The 17,001-nt window shown below is 74.1% G+C and carries 17 protein-coding genes; 12 read left to right on the forward strand and 5 right to left on the reverse strand.

The window, feature by feature from the left end:
- From J4E96_RS06420 to J4E96_RS06430, 3 genes are all read left to right on the forward strand, one after another.
- Positions 1-1,341 (forward strand): M16 family metallopeptidase, encoded by a 1,341-nt coding sequence (locus tag J4E96_RS06420; RefSeq protein WP_227424942.1) that lies wholly within the window; start codon positions 1-3, stop codon positions 1,339-1,341.
- Positions 1,342-1,462: 121 nt separating this feature from the next.
- Positions 1,463-2,248, forward strand: coding sequence for a 4-hydroxy-tetrahydrodipicolinate reductase (dapB, locus tag J4E96_RS06425; protein WP_227424943.1), 786 nt, complete (start codon positions 1,463-1,465; stop codon positions 2,246-2,248).
- Complete coding sequence (locus J4E96_RS06430; RefSeq protein WP_227424944.1) at positions 2,248-2,730, forward strand: hypothetical protein; 483 nt, start codon at positions 2,248-2,250, stop codon at positions 2,728-2,730. Before dapB ends, J4E96_RS06430 begins: the two co-directional genes overlap by 1 nt.
- A 1-nt stretch (position 2,731) precedes the next feature.
- Here J4E96_RS06430 and J4E96_RS06435 read toward each other — a convergent pair whose 3' ends face one another.
- The 3 genes from J4E96_RS06435 to J4E96_RS06445 all read right to left on the reverse strand — a co-directional run bounded on the left by J4E96_RS06435 (position 2,732) and on the right by J4E96_RS06445 (position 4,509).
- Positions 2,732-3,262 (reverse strand): GNAT family N-acetyltransferase, encoded by a 531-nt coding sequence (locus tag J4E96_RS06435; protein ID WP_319637750.1) that lies wholly within the window; start codon positions 3,260-3,262, stop codon positions 2,732-2,734.
- A gap of 192 nt (positions 3,263-3,454) precedes the next feature.
- Positions 3,455-3,775, reverse strand: coding sequence for an AzlD domain-containing protein (locus J4E96_RS06440; protein ID WP_227424945.1), 321 nt, complete (start codon positions 3,773-3,775; stop codon positions 3,455-3,457).
- On the reverse strand, positions 3,772-4,509 hold the full coding sequence (locus J4E96_RS06445) for an AzlC family ABC transporter permease (protein WP_227424946.1): 738 nt from the start codon (positions 4,507-4,509) through the stop codon (positions 3,772-3,774). Before J4E96_RS06445 ends, J4E96_RS06440 begins: the two co-directional genes overlap by 4 nt.
- Before the next feature lie 129 nt (positions 4,510-4,638).
- Here J4E96_RS06445 and J4E96_RS06450 point away from each other — a divergent pair, with 129 nt between their 5' ends.
- Complete coding sequence (locus tag J4E96_RS06450; protein ID WP_227424947.1) at positions 4,639-6,012, forward strand: hypothetical protein; 1,374 nt, start codon at positions 4,639-4,641, stop codon at positions 6,010-6,012.
- A gap of 4 nt (positions 6,013-6,016) precedes the next feature.
- Here the strand turns inward: J4E96_RS06450 and J4E96_RS06455 are convergent, their stop codons facing one another.
- Complete coding sequence (locus J4E96_RS06455) at positions 6,017-7,489, reverse strand: NAD-dependent succinate-semialdehyde dehydrogenase (RefSeq protein WP_227424948.1); 1,473 nt, start codon at positions 7,487-7,489, stop codon at positions 6,017-6,019.
- Positions 7,490-7,560: 71 nt separating this feature from the next.
- Between J4E96_RS06455 and J4E96_RS06460 the strand changes: the two genes are divergently transcribed.
- The 8 genes from J4E96_RS06460 to J4E96_RS06495 all read left to right on the forward strand — a co-directional run bounded on the left by J4E96_RS06460 (position 7,561) and on the right by J4E96_RS06495 (position 16,136).
- Positions 7,561-8,367: a thymidylate synthase gene (locus tag J4E96_RS06460; RefSeq protein WP_319637751.1), complete on the forward strand. Its 807-nt coding sequence runs from the start codon at positions 7,561-7,563 to the stop codon at positions 8,365-8,367.
- Complete coding sequence (locus J4E96_RS06465) at positions 8,364-8,891, forward strand: dihydrofolate reductase (RefSeq protein ID WP_227424950.1); 528 nt, start codon at positions 8,364-8,366, stop codon at positions 8,889-8,891. The genes J4E96_RS06460 and J4E96_RS06465 overlap by 4 nt, the downstream gene beginning before the upstream one ends.
- A 50-nt stretch (positions 8,892-8,941) precedes the next feature.
- Positions 8,942-9,850, forward strand: a complete 909-nt coding sequence (dapA, locus tag J4E96_RS06470; protein WP_227424951.1) for a 4-hydroxy-tetrahydrodipicolinate synthase — start codon at positions 8,942-8,944, stop codon at positions 9,848-9,850.
- Between the two features lie 33 nt (positions 9,851-9,883).
- Complete coding sequence (locus J4E96_RS06475; RefSeq protein WP_227425683.1) at positions 9,884-11,572, forward strand: ribonuclease J; 1,689 nt, start codon at positions 9,884-9,886, stop codon at positions 11,570-11,572.
- A gap of 75 nt (positions 11,573-11,647) precedes the next feature.
- Positions 11,648-14,389: an FtsK/SpoIIIE family DNA translocase gene (locus J4E96_RS06480; RefSeq protein ID WP_227424952.1), complete on the forward strand. Its 2,742-nt coding sequence runs from the start codon at positions 11,648-11,650 to the stop codon at positions 14,387-14,389.
- A gap of 32 nt (positions 14,390-14,421) precedes the next feature.
- Complete coding sequence (gene pgsA / locus J4E96_RS06485) at positions 14,422-15,003, forward strand: CDP-diacylglycerol--glycerol-3-phosphate 3-phosphatidyltransferase (protein ID WP_227424953.1); 582 nt, start codon at positions 14,422-14,424, stop codon at positions 15,001-15,003.
- Complete coding sequence (locus tag J4E96_RS06490) at positions 15,000-15,551, forward strand: CinA family protein (RefSeq protein ID WP_227424954.1); 552 nt, start codon at positions 15,000-15,002, stop codon at positions 15,549-15,551. Before pgsA ends, J4E96_RS06490 begins: the two co-directional genes overlap by 4 nt.
- A gap of 231 nt (positions 15,552-15,782) precedes the next feature.
- Entirely contained in the window at positions 15,783-16,136 is a 354-nt protein-coding gene (locus J4E96_RS06495) for a helix-turn-helix domain-containing protein (protein WP_227425684.1), read from the forward strand.
- A 10-nt stretch (positions 16,137-16,146) separates the two neighbouring features.
- Here J4E96_RS06495 and J4E96_RS06500 read toward each other — a convergent pair whose 3' ends face one another.
- Positions 16,147-16,941 carry a DNA-formamidopyrimidine glycosylase family protein gene (locus J4E96_RS06500; protein ID WP_227424955.1) on the reverse strand — a complete coding sequence of 265 codons (795 nt, stop codon included), beginning with the start codon at positions 16,939-16,941 and terminating at the stop codon, positions 16,147-16,149.
- Between the last annotated feature and the right edge of the window lie 60 nt (positions 16,942-17,001).

Consider the following 17,001-nt stretch of genomic DNA (forward strand, 5'->3'; position numbering starts at 1 on the left):
GTGCCACTCGCCTTTCCGCTCGTCGAGCCCGGGGAACCGGGCAGCGAGCTCACCGCCGGGCCAGGCGGCGACGCGATCGTGCGTCGTTCCGTCCTGCCCGGCGGGGTGCGGGTCCTGACCGAGCGGATGCCCGGCGTCCGCTCGGCCACGGTCGGCGCCTGGGTCGGCGTCGGCTCGCGCGACGAGCGCGACGGCCATCACGGCTCGACGCACTTCCTCGAGCACCTGCTGTTCAAGGGCACCACAGAGCGCTCGGCGATGGACATCGCCGAGGCGTTCGACGCCGTCGGCGGCGAGGCCAACGCGGCCACCGGCAAGGAGCACACTTGCTACTACGCCCGGGTGCTCGACAGCGACCTGCCGATGGCGGTCGACGTCATCACGGACATGGTCACCTCGGCCCGCCTGGATGCCGACGAGCTCGAGACCGAGCGCGGCGTCATCCTCGAAGAGCTCGCGATGAACGACGACGACCCGTCCGACGTCGTGCACGAGCAGTTCACCGCCACGGTCCTCGGCGCACACGCGCTCGGGCGGCCGATCGGCGGCACCCCCGACACCATCCGCGCGGTGCCCCGCGCCGCGGTGTGGGACCACTATCGCGAGCACTACGACCCCCGCACGCTCGTCGTGACGGCGGCCGGCGGCGTCGACCACGACGCGCTGTGCGCGCAGGTGCTCGGCGCCCTCGAGGTCGGCGGCTGGGACACGACGACGTCGGTCGCGCCGATCGGGCGCCGGGTCGGTTCGGTCGCGCCCGGTGCGCTCGAGGGCGTGCCGACGCAGGGCTCGCACGTCACGGTCCGCCGCACCACCGAGCAGGCCAACGTCATCATCGGCGGCCTCGGCCTGACCGCGACGGATCCCCGCCGCTTCACGCTCTCGGTGCTCAACGCGGTCCTCGGCGGTGGCATGTCGTCGCGGCTGTTCCAGGAGATCCGCGAGAAGCGGGGCCTGGCGTACTCGACGTACTCGTTCGCGTCTGGCCACGCCGACACGGGCATCTTCGGGCTCTACGCGGGCTGCACCCCGTCGAAGGTGGACGAGGTCACGGCGCTGCTCGAGACCGAGTGGGAGCGGCTCGCGTCCGACGGCATCACGCCCGGCGAGCTCGCGCGCAGCATCGGCCAGCTCTCGGGCGGCCTCGTGCTCGGCATGGAGGACTCCGGCTCCCGCATGAGCCGGCTCGGCAAGGCCGAGCTGGTGCACGGCGAGCTGACCGACCTCGAGGAGTCCCTCGAGCTGGTCCGCGCGGTGACGGCCGAGCAGGTCCGCGAACTTGCGGTCGAGCTGGCCGCGCGCCCGCGCTCGGTGGTCCGCATCGGCCCGTTCGGCGACTGACCGCTCGCGCTGCACGCACGCGTCCGCATCCCGCGGTGCTCCGGCACCCTGGGGTGCGGACGTTCGCGTTCGGGCGCAGCGGTTAGGGTTTCGTCCCGTGAGCGAGTCGAGCAGCACCCCCGTGAGTGGCACCCCAGCGAGCAGCACCCCGAGCAGCCCCGAGCGCGTTCGCGTCGCCGTCCTGGGCGCGGCCGGCCGGATGGGCACCGCCGTCGCGGCGGCGGTCCGCGGCGCCGCTGACCTCGAGCTGGTCGCCGCGCTGGACTCCGGCGACGACGTCGCGCGCCTCGCCTCGACCGGCGCCCAGGTGGGCATCGATTTCACCGTGCCGGCCGCGACCGAGGCGAACGTGCACGCGCTCATCGACGCGGGGCTGCACGCCGTCGTCGGCACCACCGGCTGGACCGACGAGGCGCTCGAGCGCGTGCGCGAGCACCTCGCGCGGGCCCCCGGCCTCGGCGTCCTGATCGCCCCCAACTTCGCCCTCGGCGCGGTGCTCGCGATGGAGTTCGCGGCCCGGGCCGCGCGCTTCTTCGAGTCCGCCGAGGTCATCGAGCTGCACCACCCCGACAAGGTCGACGCGCCGTCGGGCACGGCCCGGCACACCGCCGCCGCGATCGCCGCCGCGCGCGCCGACGCCGGGCTCGGCCCGATCCCCGACGCGACGGCCACGGGGCTCGTCGGGGCGCGGGGCGCCGACGTCGACGGCGTCCGGGTGCATAGCGTGCGCCTGCGCGGGCTCGTGGCGCACGAGGAGATCCTGTTCGGCAACCCGGGGGAGCAGCTGACGATCCGGACCGACTCGTTCGACCGCGTGTCGTTCCTGCCGGGGGTGCTGCTCGCGGTGCGCCGCGTCTCTGCGCGGCCCGGCCTCACGGTCGGGCTCGACCAGCTGCTGGACCTGTGATGAGCCCGACGCCGGAGTCGGCGCGACCCGCGCGGCGCTGGCGCCGCGGCCTGGCCGGGGCGATCGCGCTGACGGCGCTGCTCGGGCTGTACACCGTGCTGCTCGCCTCGCGCGGCCTCGCGCTCGTGCGCACGGGCGAGCCGGTCGGAATCGCCCTCGGCGTGGCGATCGGCGTCCTGCCGCTGCTGGGCGTCTGGTTCGTCGTGAGCGAGTGGCGGCTCGCCGCGCAGGTGCAGCGGATGGCCGACGAGCTCGCGGCCGACGGCGCGCTGCCGGTCGACGATCTGCCCCGCTCGCCGGGCGGACGGATCGACCGCGCGGCCGCGCGCGCGGCCTTCGCCGGCGCGCGCGCCGAGGCGCAGGAGCACGACGACGACTGGGCCGCGTGGTACCGCCTCGCGTTCGCCTACGACGCGGCGGGCGACCGCCGGCGTGCCCGCGCGGGGCTGCGCCGCGCTGCGGCCCTGTACCGCGCGCGCTGACCTACAGCTCGGCCGCCCAGCGGTGCTCCGCCACGGTCTGCCCCGGCGTGGGGCCGGTCGCGAGCTCGCGGGTCACGTCGTCCGGGCCGAGCCCGGCCGAGCGCAGGAACTCCGCACGCGCGGAGTCGCCGTCGAGCACCCAGGCCACGAGGTAGCCGGCGCCGTCGGCGCGCAGCGTGTCCACGGCGGCTGTGAGAAGCCGGGAGCCGTGCCCGCCGCGGCGCGCGTCCGGCGCGACCTCGAGCGCGAGCAGCTCGCCCCCCGACGACGCCAGCGGGGTCCGCTCGTCCACGAGCAGCGGGCGCACCGCGGTGAAGCCGACGACGTCAGCCCGGTCGCACGCGACGAGCACGCGGTAGCCGGCGCCGGGCGGGGTCGTGATCGCGGCGGCCCAGCGCGAGCGGATCTCGGTCGGGTCGAGGCCGTCGAGCACGTCGGCCCCGAGCACCTCGGCGTGCCCGGCCCGCCAGGCGGCGAGCTGGATGCGGGCGATCGCCGTCTCGTCGCCGGGGACGGCCGGGCGAACCGACACGTCGGCGTCCTCGCGGAAGAGCGCCATCATCGGCCCGCGGCGGTGGGCGGGGGGACGAGCGTGCTGGTCGGCGCGAGCCGACGGGCGGGGTGGGGCACGGTCTCTCCGAGCGTCGGGGAGCGGGTGGGTAGGCAAGGCAGGCTACCTCTGCCGCCCGGTAGTGGCGCGGGGCGGTGCGGCGGGCCAGCGACGTCACATCCCGAGGGCGCGGAGCACCGCGGCGGTCGCCGCGGCCGCGAGCACGACCACGACGAATGGCGCCCGGAGCGCGAGCGCGCCTGCCGCGACCGCGAGCGCCGGCAGCCGCGCGTCGACGACGAGCTGGTGCCCGGCGGTCATCGTCTGCACCCCGACGAGCGCCGCGAGCAGCGCGACCGTGACGAGCGCCGCCGTGCGGGCCACGCGCGGCTGCGAGAGCCAGTGGTCGGGCACGAGGTGACCTGCGAGCTTGAGCGCGAAGCAGACGGCCGACGCCGCGAGGATCGCCCACCAGGTCATGGCGAAGGTGCTCATGGCTGCACCGGCCGATCGGGCACCGGCACGGGCGTGGGCACCGGCTCGGGTGCCGGCCCGCGCCAGCCGATCACGATCGCCACGGCCGCGGCGGCGAGGACCGGGATTCCCGCCGGCACGACCGGGGTCAGTGCGAGCGCGACGACGACGGCGGCGAGCGCGGTCGCCCGGGCGGTCCGGCCGGCGCGGCCGCCGCCCAGCCGAGGCCAGACGAGGGCGAGGAACGCGGCCGGTGCCGCGGCATCCAGGCCGTAGCGGCGCGGATCGCCGAGGGCGTCGCCGAGCACGGCGCCGAGGATCGTGCTGGCGCCCCACAGGACGAACACGCCCACGCCCGTCCACCAGAACCCGGCCCGGGTGGCCGCGAGCGTGGGCTGGGCGGTGGCGACCGCGGCGGACTCGTCGATCGTCACCTGCGCCGCGGCGTAGCGCCGCCAGCCCGTCGCGGCGAGCAGCGGCGCGACCCGCACGCCGTAGAGGGCGTTGCGCACGCCCAGCAGCCCCGCGGTCGCGATCGCCGCGCCGCCGGCGCCGCCGGCACCGAGCACGCCGATGAACGCGAACTGCGAGCCGCCGGAGAACATCAACAGGCTCAGGGCGGCGGTCTGCGCGAGGTCGAGCCCCGCCGCGACGGCGAGCGCGCCGAACGAAATCCCGTAGGCGCCGGTCGCGACGGACACGCTCACGGCCTGCCGGATGGCGCGGCGCACGCCGTCGTCGTCTGCTGGGGGCACGCGGGCCAGGCTAGCGGGCGGTCGTCGGCGCCGTCGGGGTCCGTTAGCCTGTGTGCGCCCCATGCGGTCTGAGGTGCGTGTATGCCGCGCGCAAGCCGTCGCATCCCCACCCCGCACGAGGAGTCAACCATGGCCACCGATCACCGCGCGCTGCCGGCCGAGGACGCCCCGGCCAGCGGCACGGACGCCCCGGCGGGCGACACCGACACCAGGCCCGCGTGGCTGCGCGACCGCTCCGCTGCGGCCGCGCCGGTCACCACCACCGGGCTCGTCGTCCGCGCCGCAGTCATCGTCTTCGGCCTGTACCTCATCTGGCTCGGCGCGCACGGTGACCCGCTGCCGAGCGGCCTGGGTGCCGATGACCGGGCCGGGCAGGCGCTCGCCGGCCTGGACGCCTGGGTCGCGCAGTCCGTGGTCGCGCTTGCCCTCGGCGTGTTCGCGGTGCTCGGCGCGGCCACCAGCCTGTTGGCGTCCCGGCCGGTCGGCGGCGCTCGCGGCGCGGCGCTGCGCACGCGCGTCAGCGACCGCTACCTCCTGATCCTGTTCGGCCTCCTCGGCGTCATCTTCACCGCGACGATCGTCGTGCTCGCGAGTCTGTGGGCGACCGGCGTGGCGTACCGCAACTACGAGGTGGACAACTCCGTGCCGAGCGGCGCGAACTACGCGATCCTGATCGGCGTCTGCGTCATCCTCGCGGGCGTCGGCTGGGGCATGGTGGTCACCCTCGTGCGTGGCCCCGCCCGCGTCGTGGCGGCGGGCGAGCACCTGCCGACGGCGCGGTTGGTCCTGCGGCCGTTCGGCTACCTCGCGATGGGGGTCGTCTGGGTCGCGCTCTGGCTCGTCATCGTCGCTCTCGCCGCCGCGCTGCCCGTCGCGCTCTCCGACCGCAAGCCGATCGGGCTGGCCGACGGGCCCTTCTCGACCGCTGCGGGCATCGTGGACCTGCAGGAGAACCCGCTCACGCTCATCCTCGTCCTCCTCCTGCTCATGCCGTTCCTCGCGCTGGTCTTCGGCTACGTCGTCGCGCTCTTCCCGCTCACGTCGTGGCCGCTCGCGGCGCTCTCGTTCGTCTACGTGGCCCGGTCGCTGCGACCGAGCTACGCGGGCGAGGCGCTGTCGGGAACGTCGTACAGCGACGAGGCCATCGGGCCGCCCACGGTCGGGGGCAGCACGGCTCTGTCGTTGCTGCCGATGCGCAGCAGCTGGCTCACCGACGTGCTGATGAAGGCCTACATCATGGGCTGGACGCCGTCGTTCACCGCGATCAAGCACTGCTTCTGGCTCGGGATCGGCTACCTCGTCGCGACGCTCGCGTTCGTCTGGCCGGTGACGAACCCGGTCCTGGTCGCGCTGTTCGCGATCCTCAGCCTCGGCCTCGTCGGGTACTCGGTCGCGAAGCTTGTCGCCATCGCGCGCGCGATCCCGCCGCGCTCGGTGCGAGCCTACGGATCCAAGGCGGCCGAGGACGCCACGGTGTCGGGTCCGAAACGCACGCGGCGCTGAGCGCCTAGATCGCGACGTACACGCTCTCGAGGTACTCCTCGAGGCCGGCCTCGCCGCCCTCGCGGCCCAAGCCCGAGGACTTCACGCCCCCGAACGGCGCGCTCGCGTCCGACACCATGCCGCGGTTGATGCCGAGCATGCCGGCCTCGATCCGGTCCGCGACCCGGAACGCGCGGCCTACGTCCTGCGTGTACGCGTAGGCGACGAGGCCAAACTCGGTCGAGTTCGCCATCGTCAGGGCCTCGTCCTCGTCCGCGAACGTCACGATGGGGGCGACGGGGCCGAAGATCTCCTCGCGCACCACGCGAGACTCGGGGTCGACGTTCGTCAGGACGGTCGGCGCGTAGAACCAGCCGGGCCGGCGCGGCCGGTCGGCGCCGATCGCGACGCGGGCGCCGTCGTCGAGCGCCTCCGCGACGACCTGCTCGACGCGGTCCACCGCGCGCTCCTCGATGAGCGGCCCGACGGTGGTGCCGCCGGCCGCGCCGTGGCCGACCACGAGCCGGTCGAACGCCTCGGTCAGGCCGGCCGCGAACTCCTTCGCGACGGACTCGTGCACGAGGAACCGGTTGGCCGCCACGCAGGTCTGGCCGGCGTTGCGCATCTTGGCGGCGAGCGCGCCCGTGACCGCGGCCGGGATGTCGGCGTCCTCGAAGACGAGGAAGGGCGCGTTCCCGCCGAGCTCCATCGACGTGCGCAGCACGCCCTCGGCGGCGCCGCGCAGCAGCACCCGGCCGACCTCGGTGGACCCGGTGAACGACAGCTTGCGCAGTCGCGGGTCCGCCAGCAGCGGCTCGACGAGCGAGCTCGACGACGAGGTCGGGACGACGTTGATGATCCCGGTGGGTAGCCCGCGGTCGGCGAGCTCGGCGCGCACCACCTCGGCGAACAGTGCCGTCGTGAGCGGCGTGAGGCCGGCCGGCTTGATCACGACAGTGCAGCCCGCCGCGAGCGCCGGGGCCACCTTGCGCGTGATCATCGCGATCGGGAAGTTCCACGGCGTGATCAGCAGGGCCGGGCCGACGGGCCGGCGCAGCACGAGCTGGCGGTTGGCGCCCGAGGGCGCGGTGCGCGTCAGGCCGTTGATCCGGACGGCCTGCTCGGAGTACCAGCGCACGTACTCGGCGCCGTAGGCGACCTCGGCCCGCGACTCGGCGAGCGGCTTGCCACCCTCGGCGGTGATGAGCGCCGCGAAGTCCTCGGTGCGCGCGACCAGTGTCTCGAACACCGCGCGCAGCAGCTCGGCCCGCTCCCGCGGTGCCGTGGAACGCCAGGCGGGCAGCGCGGCGTCGGCGGCGGCGAGCGCGGCCAGCCCGTCCTGCGCGGTCGCGTCCGCGACGTCGAACAGCACCTGCCCGGTGCCCGGATCCGCCACGGGGAAGGTTGCCCCGCCAGTCGCGGGGCGCCAGGCCCCGCCGATCAGCAGCCCGGTCGGAAGGTGCGCGGCGACGGTGGGAGGGAGGGTCGAGGTCGGCATCCGGCCAGTATTGCGCCCACGGCGGCCTCCCGCGCGACCCCAGCGGGCGCGCGCAACTTAGGATGACCCGCATGACGGCACCCGTACGCACCCAGTACGAGGACCTGCTGCGGCTGGTGCTCGAGACCGGGACCCCGAAGGCGGACCGCACCGGCACCGGCACGCGGAGCCTGTTCGGTCACCAGCTCCGCTTCGACCTGAGCGAGGGGTTCCCGCTCGTGACGACCAAGCGGGTGCACCTGAAGTCGATCGTGTACGAGCTGCTGTGGTTCCTGCGCGGCGACTCCAACGTGACGTGGCTCCAGGAGCGCGGCGTCAAGATCTGGGACGAGTGGGCTGGCCCCGACGGCGACCTCGGGCCCGTCTACGGCGTGCAGTGGCGGTCCTGGCCGACGCCGGACGGCGGCCACATCGACCAGATCACGCAGGTGCTCGAGACGCTGCGCACCGACCCCGACTCGCGCCGGATGGTCGTGTCCGCCTGGAACGTCGCCGAGATCCCGAAAATGGCGCTCGCGCCGTGCCACGCGTTCTTCCAGTTCTACGTCGCCGACGGCAAGCTGTCGTGCCAGCTGTACCAGCGCAGCGCCGACCTGTTCCTCGGGGTCCCCTTCAACATCGCGAGCTACGCCCTGCTCACCCACATGGTGGCCGCCCAGGCCGGGCTCGAGGTCGGCGAGTTCGTGTGGACCGGGGGCGACTGCCACCTCTACGACAACCACGTCGACCAGGCCCGCGAGCAGCTCGCGCGCGAGCCCTTCCCGTTCCCGACGCTGCGCCTGCACCCCGCCGCGACGATCTTCGACTACGCCTACGACGACGTCGAGGTCGTCGGCTACCAGCACCACGCCGCGATCAAGGCGCCCGTCGCCGTATGACCGTCGCGCTCGTCTGGGCGCAGGCCCGCGCGCTCGACGGCGGGCCGGCGATCATCGGCGCCGGCGGCGCGCTGCCGTGGCACCTGCCCGCGGACCTGGCTCACTTCCGCGCCCTGACGACCGGCCGGCCGGTGCTGATGGGCCGGCTCACCTGGGAGTCCCTGCCGGCCCGGTTCCGGCCGCTCCCGGGGCGCACCAACCTCGTGCTCAGCCGGAGGCCGGGATTCGAGGCCCCCGGCGCTGTCGTCGTGCCCGACCTCGGGGCGGCCCTCGCGCTCGCCGACGACGGCGCGGGGGAGGTGTGGATCATCGGCGGCGCGCAGCTGTACGCCGCGACGATCGACCGGGCGCACCGCCTCGAGGTCACCGAGATCGACCTCGACCTCGACGGCGACGCGCGTGCGCCGGCGATCGGCGCCGGCTGGCACCGGGACGCGACCGCCTGGCACACGCTCGACGCGGGCCCGCGATACCGCTTCGTCACCTACACGCGGGCCCCCCGCCCCGAGCCGCCGAGGGCCTGACCGGCCGGGCCGGCGGGCTCCGCAGCGCGGCCGGCGGGTATCTTGGCCCCATGTCTCACGTCTCGTCGTCGCGCCCGTTCGGCGCCGTGCTCACCGCCATGGTCACCCCGATGACGGCCGACGGCGCCGTCGACCTCGCGGCCGCCGCGCGCCTGGCCCAGCACCTCGTCGACCACGGCCACGACGGCCTGGTCCTCAACGGGACGACGGGGGAGTCGCCCACGACCCACACGCCCGAGAAGTCCGACCTCATCGCCGCGGTCGTCGCGGCCGTGGGTGACCGCGCCGTCGTCGTCGCGGGCGCCGGATCGAACGACACCGCGCACGCCGTCCGGATCGCCGAGCAGGCCGCGGCCGCCGGGGCGCACGGGCTGCTCGTCGTCAGCCCCTACTACTCCCGGCCCTCGCAGGAGGGCATCTACCAGCACACGGTCGCCGTCGCTGACGCGACCGCCCTGCGCGTCATGCTCTACGACGTGCCCGGGCGGACCGTCGTGCGGTACTCGGCGCAGACGCTCGACCGGCTCGCGGACCACCCGAACGTCGTCGCCGTCAAGGATGCGACGGGCGACGTGTACGGCGCCGCGCGGACGATGGCCCGCACAGGGCTCGCGTACTACTGCGGCGACGACCCGCTGAACCTGGCGTTCCTGGCGCACGGCGCCGCCGGGATCGTGAGCATGGTCGGGCACATCGCGGGCGACGAGCTGGCGGCGATGGTCGCGGCCGTCGACGCGGGCGATCTCGCGCTCGCGCGGGCGACCTTCGTCGCGATGCTGCCGAAGATCGAGCTCATCTGCGGGTCCGGCAACGGCGCCGTGCGCGCCAAGGCGGTGCTCGAGCTCGCCGGCGTGATCCCGTCCCGGGCGATGCGGCTGCCGCAGGTCGCCGCGGACGCCGACGAGCTCGAGGTCGTGCGGGCCGCCATGGTCACCGCGGGCCTGCTCGTCGCGCTGTGAGAACCGCACTGTGACGACGACGCTGTGACGACCATGTTCCACCCGCACCCCGAGCTCGAGCTTCCGCCGCCGCTCGCCGACGGCGCGCTGCGCATCGTCGCGCTCGGCGGCCTCGGCGAGATCGGTCGCAACATGACCGTCTTCGAGCACGGCGGGCGGCTGCTCGTGGTCGACTGCGGCGTGCTGTTCCCCGAGGAGACCCAGCCCGGCGTCGACCTGATCCTGCCGGACTTCAGCTACCTCGCCGACCGGCTCGAGGACATCGAGGCCATCGTGCTCACGCACGGGCACGAGGACCACATCGGCGCCGTGCCGTACCTGCTGCGCCTGCGCGGCGACATCCCGCTCATCGGCTCGCAGCTCACGCTCGCGTTCCTCGAGGCGAAGCTCAAGGAGTTCCACCTCGACTCGCTCACGATGGTCGTCGCCGCGGGTCAGACCGAGCAGGTCGGCCCGTTCGAGTGCGAGTTCGTCGCGGTCAACCACTCGATCCCCGACGCGCTCGCCGTCGCGGTGCGCACCGCGGCCGGCACCGTGCTGCACACGGGCGACTTCAAGATGGACCAGCTCCCGCTCGACGGCCGGGTCACCGACCTGCGCGCGTTCGCCCGGCTCGGCGAGGCCGGCGTCGACCTGTTCATGGTCGACTCCACGAACGCCGAGGTGCCGGGCTTCGTCACGCCGGAGCGCGAGATCGGCCCGGTGCTCGACGCGGTCTTCGCGGCCTCCTCCCGGCGCATCGTCGTCGCGTCGTTCTCCTCGCACGTGCACCGCGTGCAGCAGGTGCTCGACGCCGCGGCGTCGCACGGCCGGCGCGTCGCCCTGGTCGGGCGGTCGATGGTCCGGAACATGACGATCGCCGCCGACCTCGGCTACCTGACCGTCCCGACCGGCGTGCTGGTCGACGTCAAGAAGGTCGACGCCCTGCCCGACGACGAGGTCGTGCTGATGTGCACGGGCTCGCAGGGCGAGCCGATGGCGGCGCTGTCGCGGATCGCGAACAACGACCATTTCCGCATCTCGGTCGGGCCGGGGGACACCGTGATCCTCGCGTCCTCGCTCATCCCGGGCAACGAGAACGCCGTCTACCGCGTGATCAACGGCTTGACCCGGCTGGGCGCGAAAGTCGTGCACAGCGGGACCGCGAAGGTGCACGTGTCCGGTCACGCCAGCGCCGGCGAGCTCCTGTACTGCTACAACATCGTCCGCCCGCGCAACGTGCTGCCGGTGCACGGCGAGATGCGGCACCTCGTGGCCAATGGCGAGCTCGCCGTCGCGACCGGCGTCGCGCCGGAGGCGGTGCTCATCGCCGAGGCAGGCGTCGTCGTCGACCTCGCAGACGGCCACGCCCAGATCGTCGGCGCCGTGCCGTGCGGGTACGTGTACGTCGACGGCTCGAGCGTCGGGGGCGTGACCGAGGCCGAGCTCAAGGACCGCCGGATCCTGGGCGAGGAGGGCTTCGTCTCGATCTTCGCCGTCGTCGACTCCGGCACCGGCAAGGTGCTGGCGGGCCCGCATATCCAGGCGCGCGGCTTCGCGGAGGACGACGCGGTGTTCGACGAGATCCTCCCGCAGGTCACCGCCGCGCTGCAGGAGGCGACGCTCGCGGGAGCCATCGACGCCCAGCAGCTGCAGCAGGTCGTCCGCCGCGTCGTCGGCAAGTGGGTGTCCGCCAAGCTCGGTCGCCGCCCGCTCATCCTGCCGGTGGTCGTCGCGGCCTGACCGGAGCCGAACTCGAAGCCGGCCGCCGGGGTGTCCCCGGCGCTCCTGTGCGGGACCGCCGGTAGGTTGGGCACCATGGCGACCCGTACGACCCCTTCAGCGCGGTCCGCCCCCGCGGCGCGCGCCCGCACCACGGCCGCGCGCGTGACGGCGTCCGGCGGCGCTTCGTCGCGCCCGGCTGGGCGGGCTCCGAAGAAGCCCGCCGCGGGGTCCACGCAGTCGGCGCTGCCCGTGCGGATGGTGCGCGGCGCCTGGATGGGCAGCGCTCACCTGATCGGCGGCACGGCGCGGCGCATCGGGCGCGGCGCCCGCGACCTCGACCCCGCTCACCGTCGCGACGGCCTGGCGTTCACCCTGCTCGGCGTCGCGATCGTCGTGGCCGCACGCGAGTGGTGGAACCTGTCGGGCACCGCCGGGAACGCCATCCATGCCGTCGTCGCCGGCACGTTCGGCCGGGTCGGCCTCGCCGTTCCGCTCATGCTGCTCGGCCTGGCCGTGCGCCTGATGCGTCACCCGGACCGGACCCAGGCCACCTCCCGCATCACCATCGGGCTCTCCGCGATCGTCCTCGCGGCGTGCGCGCTCGTGCACGTGTCTGCCGGCATGCCCGACCCGGCGGACGGCTTCGTCGGCGTGCGCGCGGCCGGCGGCGTCGTCGGCTACCTCCTCGGGACGCCGCTGTCGAGCGCCCTGACGATCTGGGTCGCCGTGCCGCTGCTCGCCCTGCTGGCGTTCTTCGGCGTCCTGGTCGTCACCGCCACGCCGGTCTACGCGATCGGGCCCCGGCTGCTCGCCGGCTTCGACCGGCTCACCGGCGGGCGCGGCCGGTCGGAGCAGGACAGCGAGGCCGAGGACGACGACGCCGACGACGACGGCCCGCTCGTCATCAACGCGGGACACACCGAGGTCCAGCTTCCCGAGCCGCGGCCGAAGAAGGGCCTCCGCCGGCTCGCGTCGCGGCGGGCCGCCGCCGGCGCGTCGGACGCCGACCTGCTGGACGCGTACGAGGCCGACGAGGCCTTCCGCCGGGCCGCGATCGTCGAGGCCGCCCGCACCGAGGCCGCCGCGACCGCGATCGAGTCGGCAACCGAGGCGGCCGCGACCGTCTACATCGACCACGACGCCATCGACCGCGACGCCATCGACCGCGGGGCCGACGCCGCCGCGTCGACCGAGCTCATCGCGCCGCCGACGACGGGCGTCCCGCGCGGCGAGCAGCCCATGCTCGAGGGCGACATCGTCTACACGTTGCCGCCCGACGAGGCGCTCGCCAAGGGCCCGCCGCACAAGCTCCGCTCCGCCGCGAACGACCGCATCGTCGCCGCTCTGACCACCGTCCTCGACCAGTTCGAGATCGACGCGCAGGTCACGGGGTTCATGCGCGGGCCGACCGTGACGCGCTACGAGGTCGAGCTCGGCCCGGCGGTCAAGGTCGAGCGGGTCACCGCGCTGAGCAAGAACATCGCCTACGCCGTCGCCAGCGCGGACGTCCGCATCCTGTCGCCCATCCCGGGAAAGTCCGCGATCGGCATCGAGATCCCGAACACCGATCGCGAGACGGTGTCGCTCGGCGACGTGCTGCGCTCGTCGGCCGCGCGCCGCTCGACCCACCCGATGGTGATCGGCGTCGGCAAGGACGTCGAGGGCGGCTACGTCATCGCGAACCTCGCGAAGATGCCCCACCTGCTCGTGGCCGGCGCGACCGGCGCCGGCAAGTCGGGCTTCGTCAACGCGATGATCGTCTCGATCCTGATGCGCGCCACGCCCGACGAGGTCCGCATGGTGCTCGTCGACCCGAAGCGGGTCGAGCTGACGATCTACGAGGGCATCCCGCACCTCATCACGCCCATCATCACGAACCCCAAGAAGGCGGCCGAGGCGCTCGAGTGGGTCGTGCGCGAGATGGAGACGCGGTACGACGACCTCGCGTTGTACGGGTTCAAGCACCTCGACGACTTCAACGCCGCCGTGCGGTCGGGCAAGGTCAAGCCGCTCCCGGGCAGCAAGCGCAAGATCGCCCCGTACCCGTACCTGCTCATCGTCGTTGACGAGCTCGCTGACCTGATGATGGTCGCGCCGCGCGACGTCGAGGCCTCGATCCAGCGGATCACGCAGCTCGCGCGGGCCGCCGGGATCCACCTCGTGCTGGCCACCCAGCGCCCGAGCGTCGACGTCGTCACGGGCCTGATCAAGGCCAACGTGCCCTCCCGGCTCGCGTTCGCGACGTCGTCGCTGACCGACTCCCGGGTGGTGCTCGACCAGCCCGGCGCCGAGAAGCTCATCGGCCAGGGCGACGCGCTGTTCCTGCCCATGGGGGCGGCCAAGCCGATGCGCACCCAGGGTGCCTGGGTGACCGAAACGGAGATCCACGCCGTCGTGGCCCACGTCAAGGGCCAGCACAAGCCCGTCTACCGCGAGGACGTCGCCGTCACGGTCACGAAGGCGCACGTCGACGAGGACATCGGCGACGACCTCGACCTGCTGCTGCAGGCGGCTGAGCTGTGCGTGACGACCCAGTTCGGCTCGACCTCGATGCTCCAGCGCAAGCTGCGGGTCGGGTTCGCCAAGGCGGGTCGCCTCATGGACCTGCTCGAGTCGCGCGAGATCGTCGGGCCGTCGGAGGGCTCCAAGGCGCGAGACGTCCTGGTGCGGCCGGACGACCTCGCGGGCACGCTGGCGATGCTGCGCGGAGAGCCGGACCCCGGCGCTGACGACGCCTACGACCAGGGCATCAGCGCGGGGCTGCCGCCCGTCGCGACCGACTATCACGACGACGCGGACGACGCCGACGGACCCGGGTTGCGGCCCGGTCGGTAAGCACGCACAGCGCGGACGCCTAGGCTGGACCCGTGGCCGCGTCAACTCCCTCCCGCTGGAACGTCGCGAATATCGTGACGGTCGGGCGCATCGCGTTCGTCCCGTTCTTCGCCCTCGCGCTGCTGGTCGACGGCGGTGACTCGATCGCGTGGCGCCTCGTCGCCACCGTGCTCTTCGTCATCGCGGCGCTCACCGACAAGCTCGACGGCTACCTCGCGCGGCGGCACGACCTCGTCACGGACCTCGGCGCGCTGCTCGACCCGATCGCTGACAAGCTGCTCATCGGCACGGCGCTGGTCATCCTGTCGGCGTTCGGCGAGCTGCCGTGGTGGGTGACGATCGTGATCCTGGTGCGCGAGCTGGGCATCACGGCGCTGCGGTTCGCGCTGCTCCGGTCGTCGACGACGCTGCCCGTCTCGCGCGGGGGCAAGCTGAAGACCGTGCTGCAGTCCGTCGCGATCGCGATCTACCTGTTGCCGTTGTCCGAGCTCCCGTCCTGGACGCACGCCGTCGCGGCGGTCGTCATGGGCGTCGCGGTCACGCTGACGGTCGTCACCGGCGCCGACTACGTGCGCCAGTCGATCCGGCTGCGCGGTACCGCGCCGGTCGGATGACCGGCCCAGGGCAGCCGGGCGAGCCGGCCCTCGCCGGATCGCCGGCCGGATCGACGGCCGATCTGCCGGCCGCGTTGCCGGCCGACCTGCTCGCCGCGCTGCAGACGCGCGGGTGGAGCGTCGCGGTGGCCGAGTCGCTCACGGGCGGCCTAGTGACCGACGCGCTCGTCGCCGTCCCCGGCGCGTCCCGGTCCGTGCGCGGCGGGGTCGTCGCGTACGCGACCGACCTCAAGGCCACCCTGCTCGGCGTCGACGCCTCCCTGCTCGCGGCCCGGGGTGCCGTCGACCCGGACGTCGCTGCCGCGATGGCACGGGGCGCGCGGTACCGGCTCGGCGCGGACGTGGGGCTCGCGACGACCGGGGTCGCCGGCCCGCAGGGGCAGGACGGCGAGCGCCCCGGGACGGTGCATGTCGCGGTCGCGACCGCGCACGGGGTGCGGGTTGCGTCGGCGCAGCTGCCGGGCGGCCGGGCCGAGGTGCGTGCCGCGGCGCGGGACCTGGTGCTCAGGCTCGCGCTCGACGTCGTCGGCGACCCGGAAAGTCGCTGACCCGGGAAGTGGCCGGCCGGGAACAGGCGGACCACGCGGTGCGTTGGACCCGATGTGATAACGAACCGGCCGACAAACCGCGCTCTCGAGGGCACCGGTGGTGGCCCGGGGTACGGTAGGAATCTCCCCGCCAGGGGACGTGCCAGTGTGAGCGTGACGGATCGGCGGCCTCTTCGGTCGATCCCCGCGACCGGACCGGTGCTCGAACGGGACACGAAAGGGGGTCGTCCGATGGTTGTTCTACGCCGCGAGATCGGTGATGTGCTGCGGGATGCCCGCCAGCGTCAGGGGCGAACCCTGCGTGAAGTGTCTTCGGCTGCTCGGGTGTCCCTCGGGTACCTGAGCGAGGTGGAACGCGGCCAGAAGGAGGCGTCGTCGGAGCTGCTCGGCAGCATCTGCGGGGCGCTCGAGGTGCCGTTGTCGATCGTGCTCCGCGAGGTCAGCGACCGGGTGGCCGTGGCCGAGGGTCTGCTGATCCCCGACACGATTCCCGCGGATCTAGCCGCGTCGTTCGGTGCGCGTGGTGCGACTGACGGTGGCCTCGGCCGCCAGCGTCTGCGCGGCGAGCTCGCACGGGTGGGTTGACGCACAGCAGCTAGCGCGCCTGGCACACCGGGCAGTAGAAGATTGGCCGGTCCGTTCCGGGCGCGCCAGCGCGCCCGACGGCGATCGGCGTGCCACAGCGCCGGCACGGCAGCCGCAGCCGGCCATGCACGAGCGTCGTGCGCCCACGTGCCGTGTCACCCGTCGCGGTGGGCAGCGTCGCCCGAACAGAACGAGCCATGAGCGTGCGCGCCGTGAGCAGCAGCGCGCGTGGGTCGTTGACGTCGCCCGCCGGCGTCCAGGGCCACAGCCGGTGCGCGTAGAGCGACTCGGCCGCGTAGATCGTCCCGATGCCGGCGGCGACGCGCTGATCCAGCAGCACCTCCGCGACCGGTGACTGGGCGCGCGTCGCGAGCCGGGCCAGCGCCTCGGTGAGCCCCGCCTCGACGAAGTCGGGGGCGAGCAGGTCGGGCCCGAGGTGGCCGAGCACGGTGTGCTCGTCCCGGGTGCGGGTGACGTCCAGCATCCCGATCCGCTCGCCGATCGCCGTCCAGGTCTCGGCGCCGAGCACGACGCGCACCCACGGCCCCCGCGCCTGCGCCGCACTCGAGCCGGTCCGCGCGATCGCCCACGACCCCTCCATGCGCAGGTGCGTGTGCAGGCTCCGGCCATCGTCGAAGCGGGTGAGCAGGTGCTTGCCGTAGGCGCGGGTCCCGAGCACCGTCAGGCCGACGAGGTCGACCTCCGCGGCGGTCGGCCAGCGCAGCTCGGCGCGTACCAGCACCGTCCCGGTCAACGCCTGATCCAGCCGCGCGGCGGTCCTCCGCAGGATGTCACCCTCTGGCACGGCGCACCCCGCTACGGCGCACCCCGCTATGGCCAACCCCGCTATGGCCCACCCCGCCGC

Source organism: Pengzhenrongella sicca (assembly GCF_017569225.1).
In the GTDB taxonomy this organism is placed as follows: Bacteria; Actinomycetota; Actinomycetes; order Actinomycetales; family Cellulomonadaceae; genus Pengzhenrongella; species Pengzhenrongella sicca.